At 71.8% G+C, this 23,352-nt stretch carries 18 protein-coding genes; 11 read left to right on the top strand and 7 right to left on the bottom strand.

Annotation, left to right across the window (positions count from 1 at the left end; translation table 11 throughout):
- The first annotated feature begins 14 nt into the window (after positions 1-14).
- From panD to B446_RS01600, 3 genes are read left to right on the top strand one after another with little or no spacing between them, the layout of a single operon-like run.
- Positions 15-434: an aspartate 1-decarboxylase gene (gene panD / locus B446_RS01610; protein ID WP_052352224.1), complete on the top strand. Its 420-nt coding sequence runs from the start codon at positions 15-17 to the stop codon at positions 432-434.
- 31 nt (positions 435-465) lie between these two features.
- Positions 466-1,422 (top strand): class I SAM-dependent methyltransferase, encoded by a 957-nt coding sequence (locus tag B446_RS01605; protein WP_043474510.1) that lies wholly within the window; start codon positions 466-468, stop codon positions 1,420-1,422.
- Between the two features lie 9 nt (positions 1,423-1,431).
- Positions 1,432-2,769 carry an acyltransferase domain-containing protein gene (locus B446_RS01600; RefSeq protein WP_020937645.1) on the top strand — a complete coding sequence of 446 codons (1,338 nt, stop codon included), beginning with the start codon at positions 1,432-1,434 and terminating at the stop codon, positions 2,767-2,769.
- On the opposite strand, the gene B446_RS01595 is transcribed toward B446_RS01600, so the two are convergent.
- Genes B446_RS01595 through B446_RS40055 form a run of 5 tightly spaced genes read right to left on the bottom strand, consistent with a single transcriptional unit; the run spans position 2,761 to position 6,128 of the window.
- On the bottom strand, positions 2,761-3,318 hold the full coding sequence (locus B446_RS01595; RefSeq protein ID WP_043474507.1) for a DUF2087 domain-containing protein: 558 nt from the start codon (positions 3,316-3,318) through the stop codon (positions 2,761-2,763). The two genes, B446_RS01600 and B446_RS01595, sit on opposite strands and share 9 nt — an antisense overlap.
- On the bottom strand, positions 3,315-3,647 hold the full coding sequence (locus tag B446_RS01590) for a DUF6204 family protein (RefSeq protein ID WP_020937643.1): 333 nt from the start codon (positions 3,645-3,647) through the stop codon (positions 3,315-3,317). Before B446_RS01590 ends, B446_RS01595 begins: the two co-directional genes overlap by 4 nt.
- Positions 3,648-3,698: 51 nt before the next feature.
- Positions 3,699-5,363: an MFS transporter gene (locus B446_RS01585; protein ID WP_020937642.1), complete on the bottom strand. Its 1,665-nt coding sequence runs from the start codon at positions 5,361-5,363 to the stop codon at positions 3,699-3,701.
- A gap of 57 nt (positions 5,364-5,420) precedes the next feature.
- On the bottom strand, positions 5,421-5,750 hold the full coding sequence (locus B446_RS40060; RefSeq protein ID WP_337587803.1) for a TetR family transcriptional regulator C-terminal domain-containing protein: 330 nt from the start codon (positions 5,748-5,750) through the stop codon (positions 5,421-5,423).
- Positions 5,751-5,768: 18 nt separating this feature from the next.
- Positions 5,769-6,128: a TetR/AcrR family transcriptional regulator gene (locus tag B446_RS40055; RefSeq protein WP_237751111.1), complete on the bottom strand. Its 360-nt coding sequence runs from the start codon at positions 6,126-6,128 to the stop codon at positions 5,769-5,771.
- Positions 6,129-6,247: 119 nt separating this feature from the next.
- On the opposite strand from B446_RS40055, the gene B446_RS01575 reads away from it, so the two are divergent.
- Genes B446_RS01575 through B446_RS01555 form a run of 5 tightly spaced genes read left to right on the top strand, consistent with a single transcriptional unit; the run spans position 6,248 to position 10,948 of the window.
- Complete coding sequence (locus B446_RS01575) at positions 6,248-7,465, top strand: cytochrome P450 family protein (protein ID WP_020937641.1); 1,218 nt, start codon at positions 6,248-6,250, stop codon at positions 7,463-7,465.
- A 43-nt stretch (positions 7,466-7,508) separates the two neighbouring features.
- Positions 7,509-8,288 carry a HipA family kinase gene (locus B446_RS01570; protein ID WP_237751110.1) on the top strand — a complete coding sequence of 260 codons (780 nt, stop codon included), beginning with the start codon at positions 7,509-7,511 and terminating at the stop codon, positions 8,286-8,288.
- Positions 8,285-8,680: a DUF3037 domain-containing protein gene (locus B446_RS01565; RefSeq protein ID WP_020937639.1), complete on the top strand. Its 396-nt coding sequence runs from the start codon at positions 8,285-8,287 to the stop codon at positions 8,678-8,680. The genes B446_RS01570 and B446_RS01565 overlap by 4 nt, the downstream gene beginning before the upstream one ends.
- A gap of 58 nt (positions 8,681-8,738) precedes the next feature.
- Positions 8,739-10,106, top strand: a complete 1,368-nt coding sequence (gene ccrA / locus B446_RS01560) for a crotonyl-CoA carboxylase/reductase (RefSeq protein ID WP_020937638.1) — start codon at positions 8,739-8,741, stop codon at positions 10,104-10,106.
- Positions 10,103-10,948, top strand: a complete 846-nt coding sequence (locus B446_RS01555; protein WP_020937637.1) for a phytanoyl-CoA dioxygenase family protein — start codon at positions 10,103-10,105, stop codon at positions 10,946-10,948. Before ccrA ends, B446_RS01555 begins: the two co-directional genes overlap by 4 nt.
- Before the next feature lie 50 nt (positions 10,949-10,998).
- On the opposite strand, the gene B446_RS01550 is transcribed toward B446_RS01555, so the two are convergent.
- Positions 10,999-11,508: a GNAT family N-acetyltransferase gene (locus tag B446_RS01550; RefSeq protein WP_020937636.1), complete on the bottom strand. Its 510-nt coding sequence runs from the start codon at positions 11,506-11,508 to the stop codon at positions 10,999-11,001.
- Between the two features lie 812 nt (positions 11,509-12,320).
- Positions 12,321-12,755 carry a hypothetical protein gene (locus B446_RS01540; RefSeq protein ID WP_020937634.1) on the bottom strand — a complete coding sequence of 145 codons (435 nt, stop codon included), beginning with the start codon at positions 12,753-12,755 and terminating at the stop codon, positions 12,321-12,323.
- 528 nt (positions 12,756-13,283) lie between these two features.
- Here B446_RS01540 and B446_RS01535 point away from each other — a divergent pair.
- The 3 genes from B446_RS01535 (at position 13,284) to B446_RS40705 (ending at position 23,352) form a co-directional block, all read left to right on the top strand.
- Positions 13,284-20,753, top strand: a complete 7,470-nt coding sequence (locus B446_RS01535) for an amino acid adenylation domain-containing protein (RefSeq protein ID WP_148305713.1) — start codon at positions 13,284-13,286, stop codon at positions 20,751-20,753.
- A 71-nt stretch (positions 20,754-20,824) separates the two neighbouring features.
- Positions 20,825-22,369, top strand: a complete 1,545-nt coding sequence (locus tag B446_RS01530) for an argininosuccinate lyase (protein ID WP_052352101.1) — start codon at positions 20,825-20,827, stop codon at positions 22,367-22,369.
- Complete coding sequence (locus B446_RS40705; protein ID WP_020937631.1) at positions 22,369-23,352, top strand: GHMP kinase; 984 nt, start codon at positions 22,369-22,371, stop codon at positions 23,350-23,352. Before B446_RS01530 ends, B446_RS40705 begins: the two co-directional genes overlap by 1 nt.

The raw sequence follows: 23,352 nt of genomic DNA, 5'->3' as shown, positions 1-23,352 counted from the left end.
ACGGAGACCACCCGGTGTACCGAGAGATGCTCAAGTCGAAGATCCACCGCGCCACCGTGACGCAGGCGGACCTGCACTACGTCGGCTCGCTGACGCTCGACTCGACGCTGATGGCCGCCGCGAACCTGCTGCCCGGGGAGAAGGTCGACGTCGTCGACATCGACAACGGCGCCCGGCTCAGCACGTACGTCATCGAGGGGCCGGCCGGCAGCGGAGTGGTGGGCATCAACGGCGCGGCGGCCCGGCTGATCAGTCCCGGCGACCTGGTGATCGTCATCTCCTACGCGGCGATGACCGAGGAACAGGCTCGCGCGTACCGGCCGAGCGTGGTCTTCGTCGACGACGGCAACCGACCGCAGCACGTCGGTTCCGACCCCGCCGAGGCGCCGGACGGCGCCGACGACCTGATACGCGGCGACACCGTCGACGCGTGACCGCACCGATCCGGCGAACTCGGAGACCCCAATGAGCCAACCCGATGTGATGACCGCCTTCACCGCCGGTCTCGCGGACATCAACCTCGACGAGTCCAGAGCACCCCGCTCGGGGGCCGAGGCCGCCGGGATGAAATCCGCCAGTTCCTCCATCTACGACATGGCGGCCACCCTGTCCGGTCGCGGTGAGCTGTGGAACTGGGGGATGTACGACCCCGGTCTGGCGGCCGAGATCGAGGCCCGGCTGCCCGGGTTCACCGACTTCGGCACCGACGGGTTCAGCGAGCAGCTCTACTACCTGGCCCTGCGCGACCTGCCCGACGGTCTGGACGGGTGCGCCGACCGGACGGTTCTGGAGGTGGGCTGCGGGACGGGCGAAGGGCTCAACTTCCTGTCCCGCCTCGTCCCCGGCGCCCGGATGACCGGCCTCGACCTGTCGCCGAAGGCGGTCGCCCGGGCCGAGGCCACGCTGGCGCGGGGTGAGACCCTGCGCTTCGTCCAGGGCGACGCCGAGAAGCTGCCGTTCGAGGACTCCTCGGTGGATGTGCTGATCAACATCGAGAGCTCGCACACGTATCCCGATCTGGGCCGCTTTCTGCACGAGGCCGCGCGGGTGCTGCGGCCGGGCGGGACGCTGTCGCACATCGACGTGTTCACCCGCCAGCGGCTGCGGACGATGCGGGGGATCACCGAGGAGATGCCCCAGCTGAAGTGGATCACCGATCACGACGTCTCCGCCGAGGTCCGCGCCGCGGTGCGCCGCCGGATGGCCCCGGGCAGCCGCTTCCGCCGCACGCTCGACCGGCAGCGGATGAACCCGCTGGTGCGCACGATCGCCACGCACAGTCAGATCCTGATGTTCGGCGGCATGTTCGCCGGCTACCGGCCGCCCTCCTCGGTCAAGGTACTCAGCCGGCTCGGCCTCGTGCCGTGGATGAGCGGCCTGCCGATGGAGAGCTACCGGCACCAGGTCGCCGTCCGAGTCTGAGGGGGAGAAGTGACCGTACGGCTGTTCGCCGTCGCCGCCGGGACCGAGGAGGGCCTGCTCGCCGCCCTCCGCGGGCACGCGGACCGGATCCGCGCCGGCCGGGACCTGCCCACGCTGGCCCGGTACTGCCACGACGCGGCAGCCAGGACACCCGGTCTGGCCCACCGGGCCGCTCTCACCGCCGATTCCTACGACGACCTCGCCGAGGGCCTGGACAAGCTGGTACGGGAGTGGGCCGACCGGATACCGCCTCCGTCGCCGTCCCGGCGGCCGGGACTGGTGTTCGTCTTCGCCGGCCAGGGCGCCCAGTGGGACGGCATGGGCCTGGAACTGCTCGACACCGAGCCGGTGTTCGGCGCGGCGCTGCGGCGCTGCGACGAACGGGTACGCGAGCTGGCCGGCTTCTCGGTGATCCAGCAGTTGCGGGCCGGCCCGGCGATGTCGCGGCTCGGTGAGATCGACGTGCTGCAGCCGACGATGGTGTCGTTGCAGATCGCCCTGGTGGCCCTGTGGCGCAGTTGGCGGGTGGAGCCGGACGCGGTGACCGGGCACAGCATGGGCGAGATCTCCGCCGGGTACGCGGCCGGAGCGCTCACCCTCGACGACGCCCTGCTGATCGCCTGCCGTCGCAGCGCCCTGCTGCGGCGGATCGCCGGCCGGGGCGCGCTGGCCACCACCGAGCTGTCGCCCGAGGCCGCGCACGCCCTGGCCGCCTCCAGCGGAGGCCGTATCTGCGTCGCCGGGGAGAACAGTCCCCGCTCGACCGTGCTGGCCGGGGACACCGCCACGCTGACGGCGCTGGTCGAGGACCTCGATCGGCGCGGCGTCTACTGCCGGATGGTGCGGGGTACGGTCGCCTCGCACAGCCACTACGTCGACGAACTGCGCGACGACCTGGCTGGGGCGCTGCGCCCGCTGAGCCCGGTGCCGTCACGGGTGCCGTTCTACTCGACCGTGACCGCGGCGCCGGTCCCCGGCACCGACCTGGGGCCCGCGTACTGGATGCGCAACCTCCGGGAGCCGGTCCGGCTGGCCGCCGCCACCGGCCGGCTGGCCGAGGACGGTCATGAGATCTTCGTCGAGGTGAGCACCCATCCGGTGCTGCTCTCCAGCCTGCGGCAGACGCTGGAGAGCGCCGGACGGCCGGGGGAGGTGCTGCCCTCCGGCCGCCGGCGGACCGAACGCCGGGCCATGCTGTCGTCGCTCGGCACGCTGTTCACCTACGGCCGCGACCCGCACTGGCCGACGTCCGCCCCGCCGGCGCCGGCGCTCACTCCCTACCAGGCCGCCGTCCTGGCGGCCGTCCGGCGCCCGCGGCCCTCGCCGGCCGCGGCGGGGTCAGGATGACGAGCCGGGCCCCACGAGGGAGACGAGCCGGTAGGACCCGGACTCGCGGTGCAGGAACCCGTCGTCGACCAGGGACCGCCGCAGCGAGACCGGGTCCACGGCGGCGCCCTCGCACCACGGCCGCAGCAGATCGGTCACGGTGCGTTCGTCGTACTCCCGACCGGCCTCGAAGGTCGTCGCCGCCACATGGTCCAGCACCGCCCGCCGGGTCTCGTCGTCGTCCTCCGGCAACCGGACCAGCACCGTGCCACGGACGTAGCCGCGCAGCCCGGGATCGGGCTGTTCGGCCTCCGCCTGCTCCCGCAGACGGCGTCCGGCGATCTCGGCCGCGGCACCCAGGGCGGCCTCGTCGACCGCCAGCCGGCCCCGGCCCCGGGGGACGACCAGGCCCTCGCGCAGCAGCCGGCCGATGGCCGGGGCGGCCTCCGGGGCCGCGAGCCCGGTCGCGGCGAGGATCTCCGCGGAGGTCGACGAGCCCAGGGCCACGGCCGAGAAAACCCGCCGAACAGCGGAGTCGGAAAGGAGAACGGTGAATGTCTCGGGCGTCATCGTCCCCGCCGCTTGATCTTGATGGTCTCCAGGTCGGTGCAGACGGACCGCAGATCGCGCACATCGGCGCCGAGGCCGCGGACGGCGGCCGTGGCCAGTTCCTCGACCCCGGCGACGACCTTCTCGGTCTTGTCCTCGGCGTCGGCCTTCACGGCACAGCGGAAGGTGAAGGTGAGCAGGGTCCGCTCGTAGGTGACCGTGCCCTCCTCGGTGAACTTCGAGTGGAACAGGTCGTGCTGGTCGGCCACGGCCAGCAGCTTGGCGCGCTGGTCGTCGTCGAGCGGCGCGAACTTGCCGTAGACGATGACCTGATAACTCTTGCGGGGCATGGTGGAGGTGCCTCTCAGGTGCCGGGGGGACGGGGACGGGGACGGGGACGGTCAGGACACTCCCAGCCGCCGCGGTTGCCGCGGCAGCAGGAACAGCAGGCAGATCACCGCGGCCAGGCCCGCGGACGCCCAGTAGAGGGCTTCGCTGAAGGTGGCCGTGAACGTCCTGGAGTTGATGTCGGTCAGGGCGTTCCCGATCGCCTTCTGCCGGGCGGGGTCCTCGGTTCCGAGGGCGCGGCAGGAGTCGGGCACGGCGGTGAGGTCGGCCTGGTCGTGGGAGTCGACGGCGCAGGCGCGGATCCCGGCCTGCTGCGAGGCGACGGCCGGGACGCTCGGCAGCACCCGGTCGGCCTGCGTGCCCGCGTTGGCGGCGAGGCCGGAGAAGAAGATCGCGCCGATGATGGCCACGCCGAGGGCGGCGCCGAGCTGACCGGCCGCGTTGATCAGGCCGGACGCCGCGCCGGCCTCCCGCGGCTCGACGTCGTTCAGGGTCATGCCGGTCAGCGGGGCCAGCAGCATGCCCATGCCGGAGCCGAGCAGCAGCATCGGGACGACGGCGTGCCAGGAGGTGATCCCGTCGCCCGCCCGGTCGGCGATCCACGCGTACAGCAGGAGCCCGGCCATCATCAGCAGCGCCCCGCCGAACAGGCACTTGCGTCCGTAGAGGGGGAAGAGTTTGCGGACGGCGAGGTTGCCGGCGATCGGGACGCCCAACGAGAACGGGATCGCGGTGAGACCGGTGTGCAGCGCCGACCAGCCCAGACCGCCCTGCAGGTAGAGCGTCCAGCTGAGGAAGAAGCCGGCCGGGATGCAGCTGAAGAGCAGTTGTGCGCCGACCCCGGCCCCGAAGGTCCGGATCCTGAAGAGGGAGAGGACGACCAGGGGCGACCCGTCCTTGGCGGTCTTGTACCGCTCGTAGTACACGAACGCCACGAGGACCGGTACGGAGGCCACGAGCGAGCCGATGCTTGAGGCGGGCCAGCCGAGTTCGCGGCCGCGCAGCAGGGGCAGCAGCAGCAACAGCAGGCCGGTGGTCACCAGCACCATGCCGACCAGGTCCAGCCGGGTGGCGCGGGGCGACTTCGACTCGCGCATCCACAGCGCGCCGGCGATCAGGGCGGCCACGCCGAACGGCAGGTTGACCAAGAAGACGGTCCGCCAGCCCAGGCCGCCCGGGTCCCAGGAGATCAGCACGCCGCCCAGCAGCGGTCCGGCGACGATGGCCAGGCCGATCATGCTGGCGTACAGACTCACGACCCGGCCGATCTCCTCCGCCGGAAAGGTCACGTAGATGACCGCCAGGACCTGCGGCACCATGATGGCGGCGGCCATGCCCTGCAGCACCCGGGACGTCACCAGGACTTCGGCGCTGGGGGCGAAGGCACACAGGGCCGACGCCACGACGAAGCCGGCGACGCCGATCAGGAAGGCCCGTTTGCGGCCGAAGATGTCGCCGAGCCGGCCGCCGGTGATCAGTGTGACCGCGAAGGACAGGGTGTAACCGACGTTCAGCGCCTGGACGGCGGCCGAGGAGGCGCCGAGGTCCTTCTGAACGCTCGGGATCGCCACGGTGACGATGTTGACGTCGAGCAGGTCCATGAAGGTCGCGGCAAGCAGGACGATCAGCGCCAACCAGCGCTTGGGGTCCGGGCCGTCGGCGGCGACGGGCGGTCCGAGAGCCGCTTCCGCCGTCGTCGACTTCGCTTCCTCGCTCATGGGTGGTACTCCAGTTCTTCGGTATGGCGCGGCCGGAAGAGGGGACCGGCCGACGGCTCAGGGAGTGGCGCCGCCCTCAGAGGCGGGCGGATCGGTGGCTTCGGGGGTTCCGGCGCGGGCCAGCGCGGTCCACGACCGCATCAGCAGATCCACCACGTCCATGACGCCCCCGGCCGGGCTCTCGCCGGCCGAGAGCACGCGCTGGATGGAGAGCCCGTCGTCCAGGGCGTGCACGATCAGGGCGAGCAGCTCCACCGGCGCGGGCGGGGTGACCGACCGTGCGGCGAAACCCTGCGCGAGGGCCTGGGCCATCGCCTCGCGGGAACGGCGCTCACGGTCGGCCAGCACCGACAACACCGCCGGATCGCGCATGCCGTAGAGCCACAGTTCGGTGCGCAGGGCCAGTCAGCTCGCGAAGTTCTTGTCCCGCCCGCGATGCCAGTTGCGCAGGTGCTCGATCGTCTCCTCGAACGAGCCGGCGTCGGCGCTGAGTGCCTGCACCTCGGCCAGTTCACGCTCGGTGCGCTGCTCCAGGAGAGCCAGGATCAGCTGTTGCTTGCCGTCGAAGTTGCCGTAGAAGGCGCCCCGGGAGTACCCGGCGCGTTCCACGATCTGTTCGACCGAGGTGCCGTTGACACCGCATTCGGCGAACAGGTCGGCAGCTGCCTGCAGCAGGTCCTGGCGCGTGATTTCCCGGCTCTCCTGCCGGGTGAGTCGTTTGCCGATGATGGGCCTCCTTCCGAGAACACAGATACAGTACCGCATTCTGATACAGTCCTGTATCTGAAAACCGCACAGTTCAACCCGGGGTGTGCCGCACCGCTCGCCGACGGCCCCCGTGAGCACTCGGATCAGCGTGGTGAAGCCAGCGATTGGGGATCTTGGTGACCGGAACATTCGATTGGACGGACGTCGAGTTCGACCTGTCCGACGTCAACTTCGTGACCGACCGCGAGGCGGGGGAGCGCTGGACAGGCGCGCCCCGGCCGGTGTGCCCGGGCCGCTTCTCCGACGGCGCCGACGTCTACGTCGTCACCCGTTACGAGGCGGTCCGCAGCCTCTTCGCCGATCGCCGGGTCAGCAACCACCCGCCGGAGGGCGTCCACCTCGACAGCATGCGCCGTCGCGGCGTGCCCGAGGAACTGCTCAAGTACTTCGACTCGACGATCATGACGATGGTGCCGGAGGACCACCGGCGCGTGCGCTCCCTGATCGACCGGGCGTTCTCGGTGCGCCGGGTCAAGTCCCTGCGCCCCCGGATCGAGCGGCTCGCGGACCAGTTGCTCGACCAAATGGACCCCGAAGGCGAGACGGACCTCGTCGCCGGGTACGCCCACCCGATCTCCACCACGGTCATCTGCGAACTCCTCGGCGTCGACGACGAGTACCGCGACCAGTGGCTGAAGTGGTCCGAGGCGTTCACCACCTTCGTCCGCCCCGACCCGGAGATCCTGCCGCCCGCGCTCCACGGCATGGTCGACACGGTCATCCGGCTGATAGGCGCGCGCCGCGCCCAGCCCGGCGACGACCTGATCTCCGACCTGGTCCAGATCAGCGACGAGACCGAGAAGCTCGACGAGGTCGAACTCGTCGCCCTGGTCCTGGTCCTGGTGCAGGCCGGCCTCGACACCGTCCGGCACTCGATCTCGCTCAGCTTCTTCAACCTCCTGGTCCACCCCGACCAGCTGGAGCTGGTCAAGTCGCACCCGGAGAACACCGTCCAGGCGGTCCGCGAGCTGATGCGCTACTCCGGTCCGATCAAGATGGCCCTGCCGCGCTTCGCCGCGGAGCCGATCGAGATCGACGGGGTGACCATCCCCAAGGACGGCCAGATCCAGCTCGTGGTCGGCGCCGCCAACAACGACCCTGAGCGGTTCACCGACCCGCGCGTCCTCGACGTCACCCGCGCCGACAACCCCCAGCTCAGCTTCGCCGCCGGCGACCACTTCTGCCCGGGGGCGTCGCTGGCCACGGCGGAGACCGAGATCGCGCTCAACAAGCTGTTCGCGCGCTACCCCGACGTGCGCCTGGCCGCCGACCCCGACGAGGTCGGCCCGCGCTTCCTGAAAGCCGTCACACGACTGCCCGTCCAGCTCGTGTGACCACCGTTTCCATGCCCGACAACGAACAGCAGGATGAGTTTTGTTGCAAAGAGTATTAGGAACGCAGTACCTGACGCCCCTGCGTGAGGGCGGATCGCTGCCCGGCCTGGTGGAGGCCGACAACGACGGCATCTACGTCGTGAAGTTCCGCGGCGCGGGCCAGGGCACCGCGGCCCTGGTCGCGGAGATCGTCGTCGGCGAACTCGGCCGGCGACTGGGGATCCGTGTCCCCGAGCTCGTCACCATAGACATCGACCCGGAAATGGCGCGCCGCGACCCCGACCAGGAGATCCAGGAGCTACTGCGGGCCAGCGCCGGCGAGAACCTGGGCATGGACTTCCTGCCCGGGTCGGTCGGTTACGACGGGGTCGGATGGGAGCCGCCCGCCGAGGAGGCCGCCAGGATCTACTGGCTGGACGCGCTGACCGCCAACGTCGACCGCAGCTGGTCCAACCCCAACCTGATCATCTGGCACCGCCGGCTCTGGGCCATCGACCACGGTGCCGCACTGCTGTTCCAGCACTCCTGGCCGGCCGTCGCCGCCTGGGCCGAGCGCCGCTACGACCTGTCCCAGCACGTGCTCGCCGACTTGGTCGCTACCCTCGCCCCGGCCGTTCTCGCCAAACTGGACGCCGAACTCGCCGAGGCGGTGACCGCCGAGACGCTGACCGAGATCACCGCCCTGGTCCCGGACAGCTTCCTGCTGGGCATGAACTCCGTGCCCCAGGACGCGGACCCCGCCGACCTGCGGCGGCGCTACGTGGACTATCTGCTCACCCGATGCGCCGGACCCCGCGCGTGGTGGCCGGAGGAGGACGCATGACCACCGCCACGCCGTCCCTCCTCGGCTTCGACTACGCCCTGCTGCGCGCCGTCCCGCGAGTCGACCGCAGCGAGCGGATCAACGTCGGGGCGCTGCTCTACTGCCCCGGCGCCGACTTCCTCGGCGCCGCGATCCACGTCGACGCCGACCGGCTTCGCGCGCTGGACCCCGACATCGACATCGAGATGGTCACGGCGGCCCTGGACACCATCCGCGCGGTGTGCGCGGGCGGCCCCGAGGGCGGTCCCGCCGGGTCCGGCACGCGCGGGGCGCGCTTCGGCTGGCTCACCGCACCCCGCAGCACCGTGATCCAGACCAGTCCCGTGCACGGCGGACTCACCACCGATCCGGCCGCCGAACTCAAGCGCCTGATGGGACGGCTCGTGCACTGACCGGGCGGCGGCCCGCCGGTCCCCCCGCTTCCGCAGTCGCGTACACGGAGGAGCACAGATGCAAGACATCATCGACGCCGTTCTCGACCCGGACACCCGGCCGGAGGACTTCGCCGCGCTGCCCGTCCCGGAGAGCTACCGCGCCGTGACCCTGCACGCGGACGAGGTCGAGATGTTCGTCCGGGTCGCGGCCGAGGACCGCGATCCGCGCCGGTCGATGCACCTCGACGAAGTCGCCGTGCCCCAGGTCGGGCCCGGCGAGGCGCTGGTGGCGGTGATGGCCGGCTCGATCAACTACAACACCGTGTGGTCCGCGCTCTTCGAACCGCTGCCGACGTTCACGTTCCTGGCCCGGTACGGCCGCCGCTCGCCCCTGGCCCGGCGGCACGACCTCCCCTACCACGTCATCGGCTCCGACCTCTCCGGAGTCGTGCTGCGTACCGGGCCCGGCGTGTTCGCGTGGAACCCCGGCGACGAGGTCGTCGCGCACTGCCTGTCGGCCGAGTTGGAGGCGCCCGACGGGCACAGCGACACGATGCTCGATCCGGACCAGCGCATCTGGGGGTACGAGACCAACTTCGGCGGCCTGGCACAACTGGCGCTGGTCAAGGCGAACCAGCTGATGCCCAAACCGGCGCACCTGACCTGGGAGGAGGCCGGCACACCCGGTCTGGTCGCCTCCACCGCGTACCGGCAACTGGTCTCCCGCAACGGTGCCCGGCTGAAGCAGGGCGACAACGTGCTCATCTGGGGCGCGTCCGGCGGCGTGGGGGCGTTCGCGACGCAGTTCGCGCTGGCCGGCGGCGCCAACCCGATCTGTGTGGTGTCCAGCCCGGCCAAGGCCGCCATCTGCCGGGCGATGGGCGCCGACGCGATCATCGACCGTGCCGACGAGGGCTACACCTTCTGGAAGGACGAGTACACCCAGGACCCGGCGGAATGGAAACGGTTCGGCCGCCGGATCCGGGAGCTCACGGGTGGGGAGGATCCCGACATCGTCTTCGAGCATCCCGGCCGGGACACCTTCGGCGCCTCGGTGTACGTCACCCGCAAGGGCGGCACCATCGTCACCTGTGCCTCCACCTCCGGCTACCGCCACGAGTACGACAACCGCTACCTGTGGATGTCGCTGAAGCGGATCGTCGGATCGCATTTCGCCAACTACCGGGAGGCATGGGAGTCCAACCGGCTCATAGCCAAGGGCAGGATCCACCCCACCCTCTCCCGCACGTACACCCTGGAACACGCCGGTCAGGCAGTCGACGACGTGTACCGCAACCGGCACCTCGGCAAGGTCGGCGTGCTGGCCCTGGCACCGCACGAGGGGCTGGGCGTCCGTGACACCGCGATGCGCGAGCGGCATCTCGACGCGATCAACCGCTTCCGGCAGACGAACCGCACGCCTACAGGGAAGGGAAACAAATGACCGACGAAGACCTCGTCACGGTCCACTCCGATGCCGATCTCGACCGGGTCTGCAGTCTCCTCGACCAACATGGTGCAGTCGTCGTGGAGGAGTTCCTGGACCCCGACACTCGACAGGCGCTGTGGACCGACCTGGGTCCCGCGCTGGAGAAGTTCGGCTACGGCGACAACGACTTCTCCGGCCACAAGACCAAACGGATGTCCTCGCTGTTCGCCCGTAGCCGGCACATGGCCGCCGTCGCGCTGCACCCGTTGTTCCTCGGGGCTGCCCGCCGGCTGATACAGCAGCCCGTGCCGGTGTGGTTCAGCGGTCAGCAGGTGAACATCTCACCCAACATCCAGGTCAGCGCGACCCAGGTGATCCAGATCTGGCCCGGCGAGGGCGCGCAGTGGCTGCACCGCGACGACACCTCGCATCTGCGGCCCTACCCCGCACCCACCACCCGGGTCCAGGTCATGGTCGCGATGACCGATTTCACCGCGGAGAACGGCGCGACCATGACGATCCCGGGAAGTCACCGCTGGGACGACGAGCGGGCACCGCAGCGCGACGAGGCGGTGCCGGCCGAGATGCCGGCCGGATCAGCGCTGATCTGGCTCGGCGGTCTGTATCACGGCGGCGGCCGTAACGCGTCCACCGAGCCGCGTACCGGGCTGACCCTCTCCTACATCGCCGGCAATATGCGACAGGAGGAGAATCAGTATCTCGCCGTGCCGATGGATGTGGTCCGCGAGTACCCCGAGGAGTTGCAGCGGCTGCTGGGCTACGACGTCTGTCCTCCCTTCCTCGGCTGGTACGAATCCAGCAACCCGCACACCCTGCTCGCCGAGCGCGCCGGTTGACGAGCCGCCCGTCGGCCGTCAGGGACAGCCCGGATCGACCGCCCTGATGCTCAGCCGTCCGTCTCCCCAGGGGCGTTGAACGAGATCCAGACATCAGGAGGCAGTTCGGGCCGCCCTGGGATCGGTCGGCGTTCCTCGGTCCACGCGTCGTCGGAGATCTCCGTGGCGACGCGACGCCAGAAGTGCACAGCGGCGATGTTGGCATCCTGGAACGCGACTTCCCACGAGCCTGGGTGTCTGGCCGCGATCTCCTGAACAGCGTGCAGCCCGATCCCTGTCCGCCGTGCACCACGCACCACGAAGAAGCTGTTCAGCACCCGTGTCGGGGCGGTCAGACCGCGGACGAACGCGAAGCCGGCCGGTCGGTCACCGCTTGTGAGGAGGTACGGCGCCCAGTCGGGCTCGGAGAAGGCCATGTGGAGCCGGTCGCTGCGGAAGGTTCCGTCAGCGTTCGGCAGCAGATTGCCCAACTCCGACATGTCATGGCGGAACATCAGCCAGAGCCGCTCCACCACGGGGCGGTCGGCGGTGTTCGCGAGACGAACGGATACGTCTGGCACGTGACTCCTTTGCAGAGGTGGCCTGTTCGATGAGCGCTGGTCCCCGGACGAGCGGCGCCAGGGCATGAAAAAAGCCTTCCTGGACGGATGTCGTATCCGGGCCAGGAAGGCTCATTAGTGACGGTGAGCTTAGCAGGTGAGCGCAGCACGGTGACCGCCTGGGGCCATCCGTCCGTCGCTCGATCGGAAGATGCTCTTCGTGGACGATGCCTTCACGCGGACGGCCCAGGCTGAGCCTGCTCAGCACGGAGGAGGGCGGACGTCGGACCGCCTTCTCCGGGCAGGGGCAGCTGGGGCCGCTCTGGGACATCGGCAACCTGGCGCCCGATGGCGGACAGCCGGTCAGTCCGGGCTGGTCGCGTAGCGACCACAGATGGAAAGATGGCCGGCATGACGATCAACAGAAAGGCCCATGCCGCGTAGGCGGCCTGGTCGCGTCCGGGCCGAGTTGCCGCGCCGACGCCGGAAGCATGACGACACCACGGCCATCCGTGGCCTCTCCTCGGCCGCGCTCGCCGAGGTTCGACGGATCCAACGTCAGAAGAAGTACTTGTGGCCAGGCTCGATCGAGTCGGCGATGGTGCGCTGGCGGAGTTTCGTCCACCAGCCGAACCGACGGTTGTTGGAGTACCAGAGTGATGGCTGTACGGAGTGGGCCTGTTGCGGTGATCCGCGGCAGGCCCGCGAGTTCCTCGAAGCGGTGATACTGGCGATGTCCCGCCGCCGGTCGCGCGAACTCCGCAGCCTTGTCGAGGCTTTGGACCGACGATACTGATGCGAGGCAGCGCCGCTGTCACAAGCACTGCCGCGTCTCAGTCAACAAGGTCTCTCGCTGTGTAGTTGGCCAGCCCCAGGGTAAGCAGGGGCGGCACCAGTGCGTTCAGATACCAGGCCAGGTCCGTGAAGGCTGGTGCTGCGGGGAGGCTCCGCCGGTCGATCGTCGGGATGAAGGAGCAGTGCGATCGGCCTGCGTAAAAGAGCAGTTGGCCACCGGTTTCCGCAGTTGAGTGATAGATGCAGACACCGACGTGGTGGTCGACGTGGGCCGGTGAATCCACCAAGGCCAGCACCTCAGCTGCCTGCTCGGTGGAAGTCGACTGCCAGTCGAAGAGGTCGTCGTCTTCGACCACGTAGGAGATCCCGAGCGGTTCCTGCAGCGACCACCCCTCACCGGCCAGAGCTCGCACCACGGCGTCTACCGTGACGGCGCGTGCGAACGCGAGATCGATGTCGGCACTTCTGGACATGCGCGGCTCCTGCGATGGGGGTGATCGTCGTCAGGAGCCCAACACGACCATGAACCGTGTCTCAGCGTGCGCAGGTCGCGAAAATCAAGCCGGAGTCGGTTCTCGTGCACCAGCTACACCTACAACGACGCACAGGAACTCACCGGCGAGTGCAGCACCAGCGGAAGCTGGCCCTGCCAGCCGTCGGCCTTGATCCACCAGCCTGATCCTGAACGACTGTGCACGCGGCCTGGGTTCGCAGGGCAGGGCTGTCGAGTCCGGCAACGAGTGCATCACAGGCGCCGGTGACGACATCGGTTGCCCGGATCTCGCCCGTGCTCCAAAGGAGGGCACGGTCCTGCAGGGCGAGTGCTGCTGCTTCGGTCGACATCACGAATCCTCCACTACGCCGCGAGCGACGGCGGGGGATGACGCACAGAGGCGGGCGTCGCCGCCTTGGGTGACCTGGTCACCGGGAGACCGCGTGCGCTGTCGTTCGTGTCACGGGTTGCGGGGACCAGTAGGTCGGGACTGTTTCCGGTGCACGGCATGCATTTAGCGTGGCATTCGCCCCAGAGGGAACAGGTGCCGTGCGTCAGAAAAGGCGTGACGGTCGAGGGAGTTGTCTTGGCCACTCACGTTTCGGTCGCCCCGGTGGTTCCGGGAGAACCGTTCACCACGTCATCCGCAGAGCCACCCGTCGATGTCTTCCGGGCCTCCCGGGCGCAGCAGCGGATGTATTTCCTCCAGGAGTTGCAGGGCGGCATGCCCACTTATCACATGCCGGTCTTCTGCGCGTTCGACGCGGACGTCGACGTCGAGGTGGAGCTGCTGCGGGCCTGCGCCCAGCGGCTGGTCGACCGGCACGAGGCGCTGCGCACCCGGTTCGTGCTGGCGGACGGCGAGCTGACGCAGTGCGTCGACGCCTCCGCGCGGCTCGACTGGTCGGTGGAGACGGCGGACGGCGCCGGCGACGGCGCCGTGCGGCGCTGGATGGAGGCCCAGTACCGGCGGCCCTTCGACCTCGCCGCCGGCCCGCTGTTCCGGGCCGCCCTGCTGCGCCGCCCCGAAGGCGCCGTGCTGGCGCTCGGAATGCACCACATCGTCGGTGACGGATGGTCCGCGGGAATTCTGCTGCGGGAAATGCTGGAGGACTACGCCGCCGCCACGGACGAATCCGGGGCGCCGGTTCGGGTCGGAGAGCCGGAATTCCAGTACGCCGATTTCTCCGAATGGCAGGAGGAATGGCTGCGCGGTCCCGCCGCCGAGCGACAGCTCGCCTACTGGGCGGAACAGCTGGGCGGCGAACTGCCGACCTGCGGGATCCCCGCCGACCACCGCCCGGCCGTCGGGTCCGCCTCCCACGCCCTCGCCCCCCGCACCGCCGCCACGCACGAAGTCCCGTTGCCCGACGCCGTGCTGCAACGGCTCGACCAGGTCTGCCGGGACACCGGCAGCACCCGCTTCATGGCGCTGCTCGCCGCCTTCCAGGTGGTGCTCGGCCGCTGGTCCGGCAGTGAGGACGTCCTCGTCGGCACCCCCGTCGCAGGTCGCAACCGCACACAGTTCGCCGACACGGTCGGTCTGTTCGTCAACACCCTCGTGATTCGCTCGGACCTGACCGCGGACCCCGGCTTCCGCGATCACGTGGCCGCCGTGCGGGACACCGTCGCGGACGCTCAGGACCACCAGGACCTGCCCTTCGAGCGGATCGTCGAACACCTCAACCCCGGACGCACCACGGACCGGGCCCCGTTCTTCGACGTGCTCTTCGGCTTCCACGACGAGGACGACACCACGGCCGGGCTGCCAGGCCCCCGCGTCCGCCTGCTGGAAGGCCCCACCGCCGCCGCGAAGTTCGACCTGACCTTCGATGTCGTGCGGTCGCGCGGCGGCCTGCACCTGCGTCTGGAGTACCGGGCCGACCTCTACGAAGCCGCGACCATCGAGCGGTTCACCGGGCACTATCTGCGGCTGCTGGACGCCGCCGTCAGCGCCCCGCAGCTGCCCCTGTCCGCGCTCCCGATGCTCTCGGACGCCGAACAACTGCCCCTGACCTCCCCGCGGCCCGCCACCGCCGCGCAGGCTCCCGAGCGCTGCGCCCACGAGATCTTCGCCGAGCACGCCGGCCGGACACCCGACGCGGTGGCCGTCACCGACGGCACCCGTCAGCTGTGCTACGGCGACCTCGACCGCCGAGCCAACCAGGTGGCCCACCGCCTGCGCGCCCTCGGCGTCGGCCCCGGCACCCTCGTCGGCCTGTGCGTACCCCGGTCCGCCGAACTCGTCGTCGGCCTGCTGGGCATCCTCAAAGCAGGGGGCGCGTACCTGCCGCTCGACCCGGACAGCCCGCCGGAGCGGCTGCACCACATAGTCGGCGACGCCGGCCTCGCGCACGTCGTCGGCACCACCGGCACCCGCCCGCTGTGGGACGTTTCCGGCCTGCGCGCCGTCGATCTGGAGGCCGACGCGGACGGGCTGGACCGGCTGCCCGCGACGGCCCCCCGCAGCGGGGTCACCCCCGACGACCTCGCCTACGTCATCTACACCTCCGGCTCCACGGGACGCCCCAAGGGCACCCTGGTGCCGCACCGCAACATCACCCGTCTGTTCTCCGCCACGGACCACTGGTTCGGGTTCGGCGCCGACGACGTGTGGACCCTCTTCCACTCCATCGCCTTCGACTTCTCCGTGTGGGAACTGTGGGGCGCCCTGGCCCACGGCGGCCGGCTCGTCGTCGTGCCGTACGTCACGAGCCGTTCCCCGCAGGAGTTCCACCGGCTGCTGTGCGAGGAGCGGGTCACCGTCCTCAACCAGACGCCGTCCGCCTTCCACCAGTTCGACCGCGCCGACGAGCTGAGCCCGCGGCAGGACCGGCTCGCGCTGCGGCAGGTGGTGTTCGGCGGCGAGGCCCTGGACGTCGCCGCCCTGCGCGGCTGGTTCCGGCGGCACGGCGACACCGCGCCCCGCCTGGTGAACATGTACGGCATCACCGAGACCACCGTGCACGTCACCTACCGCCCCCTGACCGCGCGCGACGCCGAGGAGGGCCGCGGCAGCGTCATCGGCGTGCCCATTCCCGACCTGCGGCTGCACCTGCTGGACGACCGCGGCAGAGCGGTGCCTCACGGAGCCGTGGGCGAGCTGTACGTCGCCGGGGCGGGCCTCGCCCGTGGCTACCTCAACCGCGCCCGGCTGACCGCCGAACGCTTCCCCACGACGGCCTCGGGGGAGCGGCGCTACCGGACCGGGGACCTCGCCCGGCTGCGCGCGGACGGTGAACTGGAGTACCTGGGCCGCATCGACGACCAGGTCAAGCTGCGCGGTTTCCGCATCGAGCTGGGCGAGATCGAGGCGGCCCTCACCGCCCACGCCGGGGTCCGCGCCGCCGTGGCCCGTGTCGTCCGCGACGCCACCGGGAGCCCGGTCCTGACCGGGTACGTCGTACCGGCCCCGCACACCGGGGCGGACGGCACCGGCCCGCTCAGCGTCGACGACCTGCGCGCGCACCTCGCCGCGCGGCTGCCCGACTACATGATCCCCGGCGCCTTCCTCACCGTCCCCGCCTTGCCGCTCACCGGCAACGGCAAGGTCGACCGGCGCGCCCTGCCGGCACCGGGTACCGAGGGAGCGGTCGCGCTGGGGTCGGCGGCGGCGCACGAACCGGTGAGCGGCCCGGTCGAGACGGCCCTCGCCGAGATCTGGCAGGAGGTCCTCGGACACCCGCGGATCGGCGCGCTCGACAACTACTTCGCCCTCGGCGGCGACTCCATCCGGTCGCTGCAGGTGCTCGCCCGCGCCCGCGACCGCGGACTGCGCTTCACCGTGGCCGACCTGATGCGGCACCAGACGGTGCGCGGGCTCGCCGGGGCTGTCGACGCGGAGCCGGACGCACCGGCCGACCCGCCGTCGTACCGGCCCTTCTCCCTGCTGGGCGACGCCGACCGGGCCGCCCTGCCGCAGGGACTGGAAGACGCCTACCCGATGACCCGGCTCCAGGCCGGGATGCTCTTCCACAGCGATCTGCCCGCCGGTACCGGCCGCGTCTACCACAACGTCGGCTCGTACCACATCCAGGCGCCCTGGTCCGAGGACGCCTGGCGGCGCACGGTCGCCGAGGCCGGCGCCCGGCACGAGATGCTGCGCACCTCCTTCGACCCCCACGGCTTCGGCGAACCCCTCCAACTCGTCCACCGCGACGCCCGCCCCCGCATCACCTTCGAGGACCTGCGCGAACGGGACGCCGCCGGGCGGCAGGCGGCCGTCGCCGCGCGGTACGAAGCCGAACGCGCCAATCCGTTCGCCTGGGACGAGGCGCCGCTGATCCGCTTCCATGTGCAGCGCCGCACCGACACGGCCTTCCAGCTGTTCATCGCCGAGCACCACGCCGTCATGGACGGCTGGAGCGAGCGCTCCCTGCTCACCGAACTCCTCTCCCGCTACGTCGAGTTGTGCGCCCCCGGGGACGGCGCGGCACCGTCGGCCCCCGCACCCCGCTCCCGCTTCGCCTCGTTCGTCGCACTGGAGCGGGACGCGCTCGCCGACCCCGCTGCGCGCGCCTTCTGGGACGAGGTGACGCAGGACGCCCCCGTGACCCGCCTGCCGCGCAGCGCCACCACCGGGGGAGCGCCACGTATGACCTGGCACCACGCCCCGCTGCCCGGCGGACTCCACGAGCGGCTGTCCGCGCTCGCCGCCGCGCTCGGCGTGCCGCTGCGCACCGTGCTGCTCGCCGCCCACACGCGGGTCATGGCCCTGATGGGCGGCGCGGACGAGATCACCACCGGCGTCGTGGTCAACGGGCGCACGGAGGAGGCCGACGGCGACAAGGTCGTCGGAGCCTTCCTCAACACGCTGCCCTGCCGCCTCACCGTCACCCGGGAGAGCTGGCGGGACCTCGTGCGCCGCGTCGCCGAACTGGAGCTGCGGGCGCACGAGCACCGGCGCTACCCGCTCGCCGAGATCGTCCGCCGCAACGGCGGGACGGCACCGTTCGAGACCTTCTTCAACTACACCCACTTCCACGTCGAACACGACGGGCCGTCCGCCGGGACGTTCACCGTCCTGGAGGAGACCGGCGAAGCCGCCACGGACATGGCGTTCGGCGCGGAGTTCTCCCGCACCCCCGACGGGCGCGCCCTGGAACTGGGCCTGCGGTACGACGCGGCACGGTTCACCGCCGAGCGGATGGCCGCGCTGCACGACTCCTACACGGCGGCGCTGCGGGCGCTGGCCGACACACCCGACCTGGACTGCACCGAGGCCGACCTGGTGCCGCCGCAGGACCACCGCCGGCACGCCGTGTGGAACGACACCGCGCGGCACTACGACGCCCCGCACACGCTGACCGGGCTGATCGAACGGCAGGTCCGGCGAACGCCCGACGCGCCGGCTGTCCGCTTCGAGGGCACCGCACTCGGCTACCGGCAGCTCGACGAGGCCGCCGAACGCCTCGCCGCGCGACTGCGGGCCCTCGGCGCCCGGCCCGGTGCCTTCGTGGGCCTGCTCATGGACCGCTCCCTCCTGCTGCCGGTCGCGCTGCTCGCGGTGCTCAAGTCCGGTGCCGCGTACGTGCCGCTGGACCCCGACCACCCCGAGGCGCGCACCCGGGCGCTGCTCAGCCAGGCCGGCATCGGCCTGGTCGTCGCGGACGGCCGCCGGGCGGGGGCGCTGCGGGCGGCCGGCCCTGCCGACGCCCCCACGGTGACCGTCGTCGTCCCCGACGAACCGGGCCCCGCAGCGGACTCCGCCGCCGTCCCCGTGACCGCCGCGGGTCCGGACGACCCCGCCTACATGATCTTCACCTCGGGCTCGACGGGCACTCCGAAGGGCGTGGTGGTCGCCCACCGCGCCATCGCCAACCGCCTGCTGTGGATGCAGGAGGCCTACGGGCTGAACCCCGGCGAACGCGTCCTGCAGAAGACGCCGTACACGTTCGACGTGTCGGTGTGGGAGTTCTTCTGGCCCCTGCTCACCGGCGGCGTACTCGTCCTTGCCCGCCCCGGCGGCCAACGCGACCCCGCCTACCTGGCCGGTCTCGTCGCCGAGGAGGGCGTCAGCACCGTGCACTTCGTGCCGTCCATGCTCGACGTCTTCCTCGACGACCCGCTCGCGGTCCGGCGCGCCGCCGGTCTCACCCGCGTGCTGTGCAGCGGCGAGGCCCTGCCCCACGAGGTGCAGACCCGCTTCCTCGACCTGCTCCCGCACGTCGAGCTGCACAATCTGTACGGGCCGACGGAGGCCGCCGTCGACGTCACCGCGTGGCACTGCCTGCCCGGCGCCGGGGACACCGTGCCGATCGGCCGGCCCATCGCGAACATGCGCACCCATGTGCTGGACGCACGCCTGCGCGAGGTTCCGACGGGCGTCACGGGCGAGCTGTTCCTCGAAGGGGTCGGACTGGCCCTCGGCTACCACGGGCGCCCGGACCTGACCGCCGAACGGTTCGTGCAGCTCACCGGCGCCGACGGCGTCACCCGGCGCCTGTACCGCACCGGCGACCTCGCCCGGCACCGGACGGACGGCGCCCTGGAGTACGCCGGGCGCACCGACCACCAGATGAAGATCCGCGGCTTCCGCGTCGAGCCCGGCGAGATCGAGGCCGCCCTCGCCGAGCACCCCGAGGTCCGCGCCTGCGCCGTACTGCTCCACGGCGAACGTCTGACCGGCTACGTCGTGCCCACCGGTGACACCGGTGACACCGCTGACATCGGCGGCACCGGCGGCACCGCGGCGGACGAGGCCGCGGCCGGGGCGGCTCTCGATACCTACGCCCGCACCCGGCTCCCGCGGCACATGGTGCCGTCGGCGTGGGTGCTGCTCGACGCGCTGCCCCTGACCCGCAACGGCAAGCTCGACCGGGCGGCCCTGCCCGCCCCGGACCCGGCGCACGCGGTCCGCCGGACCCCGTCCCGCCCGCCACGCGGCGCCACCGAGACCCGTCTCGCCGGTCTGTGGGAACAGATCCTCCGCACCGGACCCGTCGGCGCCGACGACGACTTCTTCGCCGCCGGCGGCCACTCGATCGACGCCCTGCGCCTCATCGGCCGGATCAACGAGGCGTTCGGTGAGCGCCTGTCGGTGGCCACCGTGATGGAACACCCCACCGTCGCCCGGCAGGCGCAGGCCCTGCGCGCCCGCCGGCGATCCGGCACGGCGGACACCGTCGTCCGCATCCGGCCGGACGGCGACCTGGATCCGCTCGTCCTCGTCCACCCCGTCGGCGGCAACGTCCTGTGCTACCGCTCCCTCGCGACGGCGCTGCGACCGGGCCGGCCGGTGTACGGCCTGTCGGCGCCCGGGCTGACGACCGCCGCCCCGGACGGCGCCGGGGACGCGGGCGTGCAGGAGCTCGCGGCCGTCCACGTCGCGGCCCTGCGCACCGTCCGCCCCCACGGGCCGTACCACCTGGCCGGCTGGTCCCTCGGCGGGTTGCTCGCCTACGAGATGGCCCACCAGCTCCGCGCCGACGGCGAGGAAGTGGCCACGCTCACCCTGCTCGACACCGCCTACCCCGGGACCACGGACGTGCCCGCCGACGGCATCGCACTTCTGGAGTGGTTCCACGACGACCTCGCCCGCTCCGCGGGCGCCGACCCAGGCGCCGCCGCACGGGACGCCCTGCGCGCCGCGCTGGAGGCGGCGGACGGCACCCCGGCCCAGCTGCGGGCCGTCGCCGCAGCCCTCGCCGTGGACGGCCGCGTGCCGGCCCTCGACACGGCCGCACTGGCCCGGCACCACGCCGTGTTCCGCACCGGACTGCTGGCCGCCTCCCGCTACCGGCCGCCCGTGGCGTCGGGCACCGTCCACTTCCACCAGAGCACCACCGGTGCCGCGCTGCACTCCGCCGACCGGTGGGCGACACGAGTGCCGGACGGTCTCGTGCGCCACGACAGCGACGCCGACCACTACGCACTGGTCAGGGCCCCCCACGTGCGGGCCGTCGCCGCCGCCCTCGACGCCGCCCTCGACGCCGCTCTCGGCCCGGCCGCCCGGCCGGACGGGCACCGCGTCCGGTGATCCCCGACGCCGCACCGGTCACCCCTTCACCGGGCCCCACCACCCCACCGCACAGAACGGACACCGTCACCGTGACGAGTCAGCCCCCGGCGCCCGCCGCCGAACTCAGCGGCCGCATCCGCGGCGGGCCGAGCGACCTGCTGCACGACGAGGTACTCGCACCCCAGTTCCGGTTCGAGGTCCGCCACCTGCTGGGCCACTACATCGCCATCGAGAAGACCCTGGCGGCCGAGTACGCCCGGATGGCGCTGCTCACCGAGGCAGAGGCCCGCACCGTCACCGCCCTGCTGGACGAGGTGGGGCCCGGGGCCCTCACCGCACGGCCCGACGCCAACATGTCGGACATCGCCTTCGCCCTCGAACGCCACGTCACGGCCCGGCTGCCGGCCCCCGTGCCCCACTGGCACGTCGACCGCAGCCGCAACGACCTCCAGGCCTGCGCGCAGACGATGTTCGGCCGCGAGCAGGTGGTCCGCCTCGCCACCGCCCTGCTCGACCTGTGCTCCGTCGTCCTCGCCCGCGCCGAGGAGACCCGCGGCCTGCCCATGCCCGGCTACACGCACTTCCAGGCCGCGCAGATCATCACCCCCGGCTTCCACCTGTCCGCTCTCGCGGAGCAGCTGCTGCACACCCAGCGGCGGCTGCTGCACACCTACGACGGGATGAACACCTGCCCGCTGGGCGCCGGCGCGATGGCCGGACAGGAACTGCCCTGGGACCGCACGCGGATGGCCCGCATGCTGGGCTTCGACCGCCCGCAGCCCAACGCGCTCACCGCGGTCGCCTCGCGCCGCTGGAGTGCCGAGGCCACCGCCGAACTCGGCCTGCTCGGCGCCGCCCTGAGCCGCTTCGTCACCGACCTGCTCACCTGGGGCGGCAGCGAGTACGGCTTCATCGAACTGCCCGACGACCTGTCCGGCATCTCCTCGGCGATGCCGCAGAAGAAGAACTACCCCGTCCTGGAACGCATCCGCGGCCGCACCGCCCACCTCGGCGCCTTCCACACCGACGTCCTCCTCGGGCAGCGCAACACCCCCTTCTGCAACCTGGTGGAGGTCTCCAAGGAAGCCGGCACCCACGTCCTGACCGCGTTCGACTCCGCGCACGGCACCGTCCGGCTGCTCACCGAGGTGGTCCGCCGCGTCGCGTTCCGGGCCGATCGCATGCGCGCGGTGTGCACACGCGAGTACCTGGGCGGCTTCAGCCTCGCCAACGCCCTCACCCTCACCGAAGGGGTGCCGTGGCGGACCGCGCAGGTCGTCGCCGGCAAGTACATCGTGAGCGCCGCCGAGGCCGGCGTACCGCCCCATCCGGGCGCGCCCGCACTGCTGACCCGGGCCGCCGCCGAGCACGCGCTCACTCTCGCCGACCCGGCGCGGCTGCTCGCCGACGCCTTCGACGTCGATCGGGGCCTCGCCCGCCTCGCCTGTGAGGGCTCCGCCCACCCCGACGCCGTGGCGCAGGCACTGCGCGCCCAGCAGGACACCCTCGAGGGACTGCGCGCCGCCTGGCAGGAGAGGTCCGACGCCGTCGTCGCGGGAGCCGCCGAGACGGCCCGCGCACTCGGCCCGGCCGGACCGCAGGACGCCCACCGGCCGGAAACGGGGGAGCGCTGATGCCGCCCGCTCCGCTGAGCGGCCCGGCCGCCGCCCCCGCCGCTCCGGCACCGGTCACCGGCACCGGGTACGCCTTCGGCACCTTCGGCGAACTCCTCCAAGGCGCCCTGCCCGCCCCCGACGGCGACTTCCTCGTCACCTTCCCGCTGGCCCGCTGGGCCACCGCCGTCTTCCACCCGGCCCGGGCCGCACGGACCGTACACGTCACGCCCGCGCACAAGGGCAAGTCCCGGCGGGTGGCGGAAGCCGTCCTGGCAGCGCTCGGCGAGAACGACGGCGGACTGCTGGAACTCGGCGGCGACCTGCCCGAGGGCAAGGGCATGGCCAGTTCCTCGGCCGACCTGGTCGCCACCGTGCGGGCCGTCGGCGCCGCGTACCGGCGCACGTTCAGCCCCGCGCAGACCGAGGCCTTCCTGCGCGGCGTCGAACCCGCCGACGGCGTCATGTACGACGAGATCGTCTGCTTCCACCACCGGGCCGTCCGGCTCGGCCGCAGACTCGGCACGCTGCCCCCGCTCACGGTCGTCGCCCACGACGAGGGCGGACAGGTCGACACCGTCGCCCACAACCGGGCCGCCCCGCCCATCGGGCCTGCCGAACGCCACGAGTACGCCCGGCTGCTGGACCGGCTCGGCGACGCCGTCGCCACGGGTGACGTACCCGCCGTCGGCGAGGTCGCCACCCGCAGCGCCGAACTCAACGACCGCCGACGCGCCCGCGCCGGATTCGGCGTCCTGCGCGCGCTGTGCCACGACGTCGGCGGCCACGGCCTGGTCCTGGCCCACAGCGGCACCCTGCTCGGCGTCCTCCTCGACACCCACGATCCCGAACTCGACGCCAAGGCACGGCACATCCGTGCCGGCTGCGCACCGCTCGGCGGCGAGGTCACCGTGCACCGCGCGCTGGGCGCCGGGGACGCCTGGAGCCCCGGCCCGTACCCGGCCGTCCCGGCCGGCTCCACCACCCACCGACGGGAGACCTGA

The sequence above is a fragment of the Streptomyces collinus Tu 365 genome, from assembly GCF_000444875.1.
Classification (GTDB): Bacteria; Actinomycetota; Actinomycetes; order Streptomycetales; family Streptomycetaceae; genus Streptomyces; species Streptomyces collinus_A.
The sequence above is the reverse complement of the archived record's forward strand: the minus strand, read 5'-3'. Positions and strand labels throughout refer to the sequence as shown.

Bases quoted from the DNA above. Each gene is read 5' to 3' on its own strand.
- B446_RS01605 (WP_043474510.1), top strand. From the start codon at position 466: ATGAGCCAACCCGATGTGATGACCGCCTTCACCGCCGGTCTCGCGGAC.
- B446_RS01595 (WP_043474507.1), bottom strand. From the start codon at position 3,318: ATGACGCCCGAGACATTCACCGTTCTCCTTTCCGACTCCGCTGTTCGG.
- B446_RS01590 (WP_020937643.1), bottom strand. From the start codon at position 3,647: ATGCCCCGCAAGAGTTATCAGGTCATCGTCTACGGCAAGTTCGCGCCG.
- B446_RS01585 (WP_020937642.1), bottom strand. From the start codon at position 5,363: ATGAGCGAGGAAGCGAAGTCGACGACGGCGGAAGCGGCTCTCGGACCG.
- B446_RS40055 (WP_237751111.1), bottom strand. From the start codon at position 6,128: ATGCGGTACTGTATCTGTGTTCTCGGAAGGAGGCCCATCATCGGCAAA.
- B446_RS01565 (WP_020937639.1), top strand. From the start codon at position 8,285: ATGACCACCGCCACGCCGTCCCTCCTCGGCTTCGACTACGCCCTGCTG.
- ccrA (WP_020937638.1), top strand. From the start codon at position 8,739: ATGCAAGACATCATCGACGCCGTTCTCGACCCGGACACCCGGCCGGAG.
- B446_RS01555 (WP_020937637.1), top strand. From the start codon at position 10,103: ATGACCGACGAAGACCTCGTCACGGTCCACTCCGATGCCGATCTCGAC.
- B446_RS01540 (WP_020937634.1), bottom strand. From the start codon at position 12,755: ATGTCCAGAAGTGCCGACATCGATCTCGCGTTCGCACGCGCCGTCACG.
- B446_RS01535 (WP_148305713.1), top strand. From the start codon at position 13,284: ATGCATTTAGCGTGGCATTCGCCCCAGAGGGAACAGGTGCCGTGCGTC.
- B446_RS40705 (WP_020937631.1), top strand. From the start codon at position 22,369: ATGCCGCCCGCTCCGCTGAGCGGCCCGGCCGCCGCCCCCGCCGCTCCG.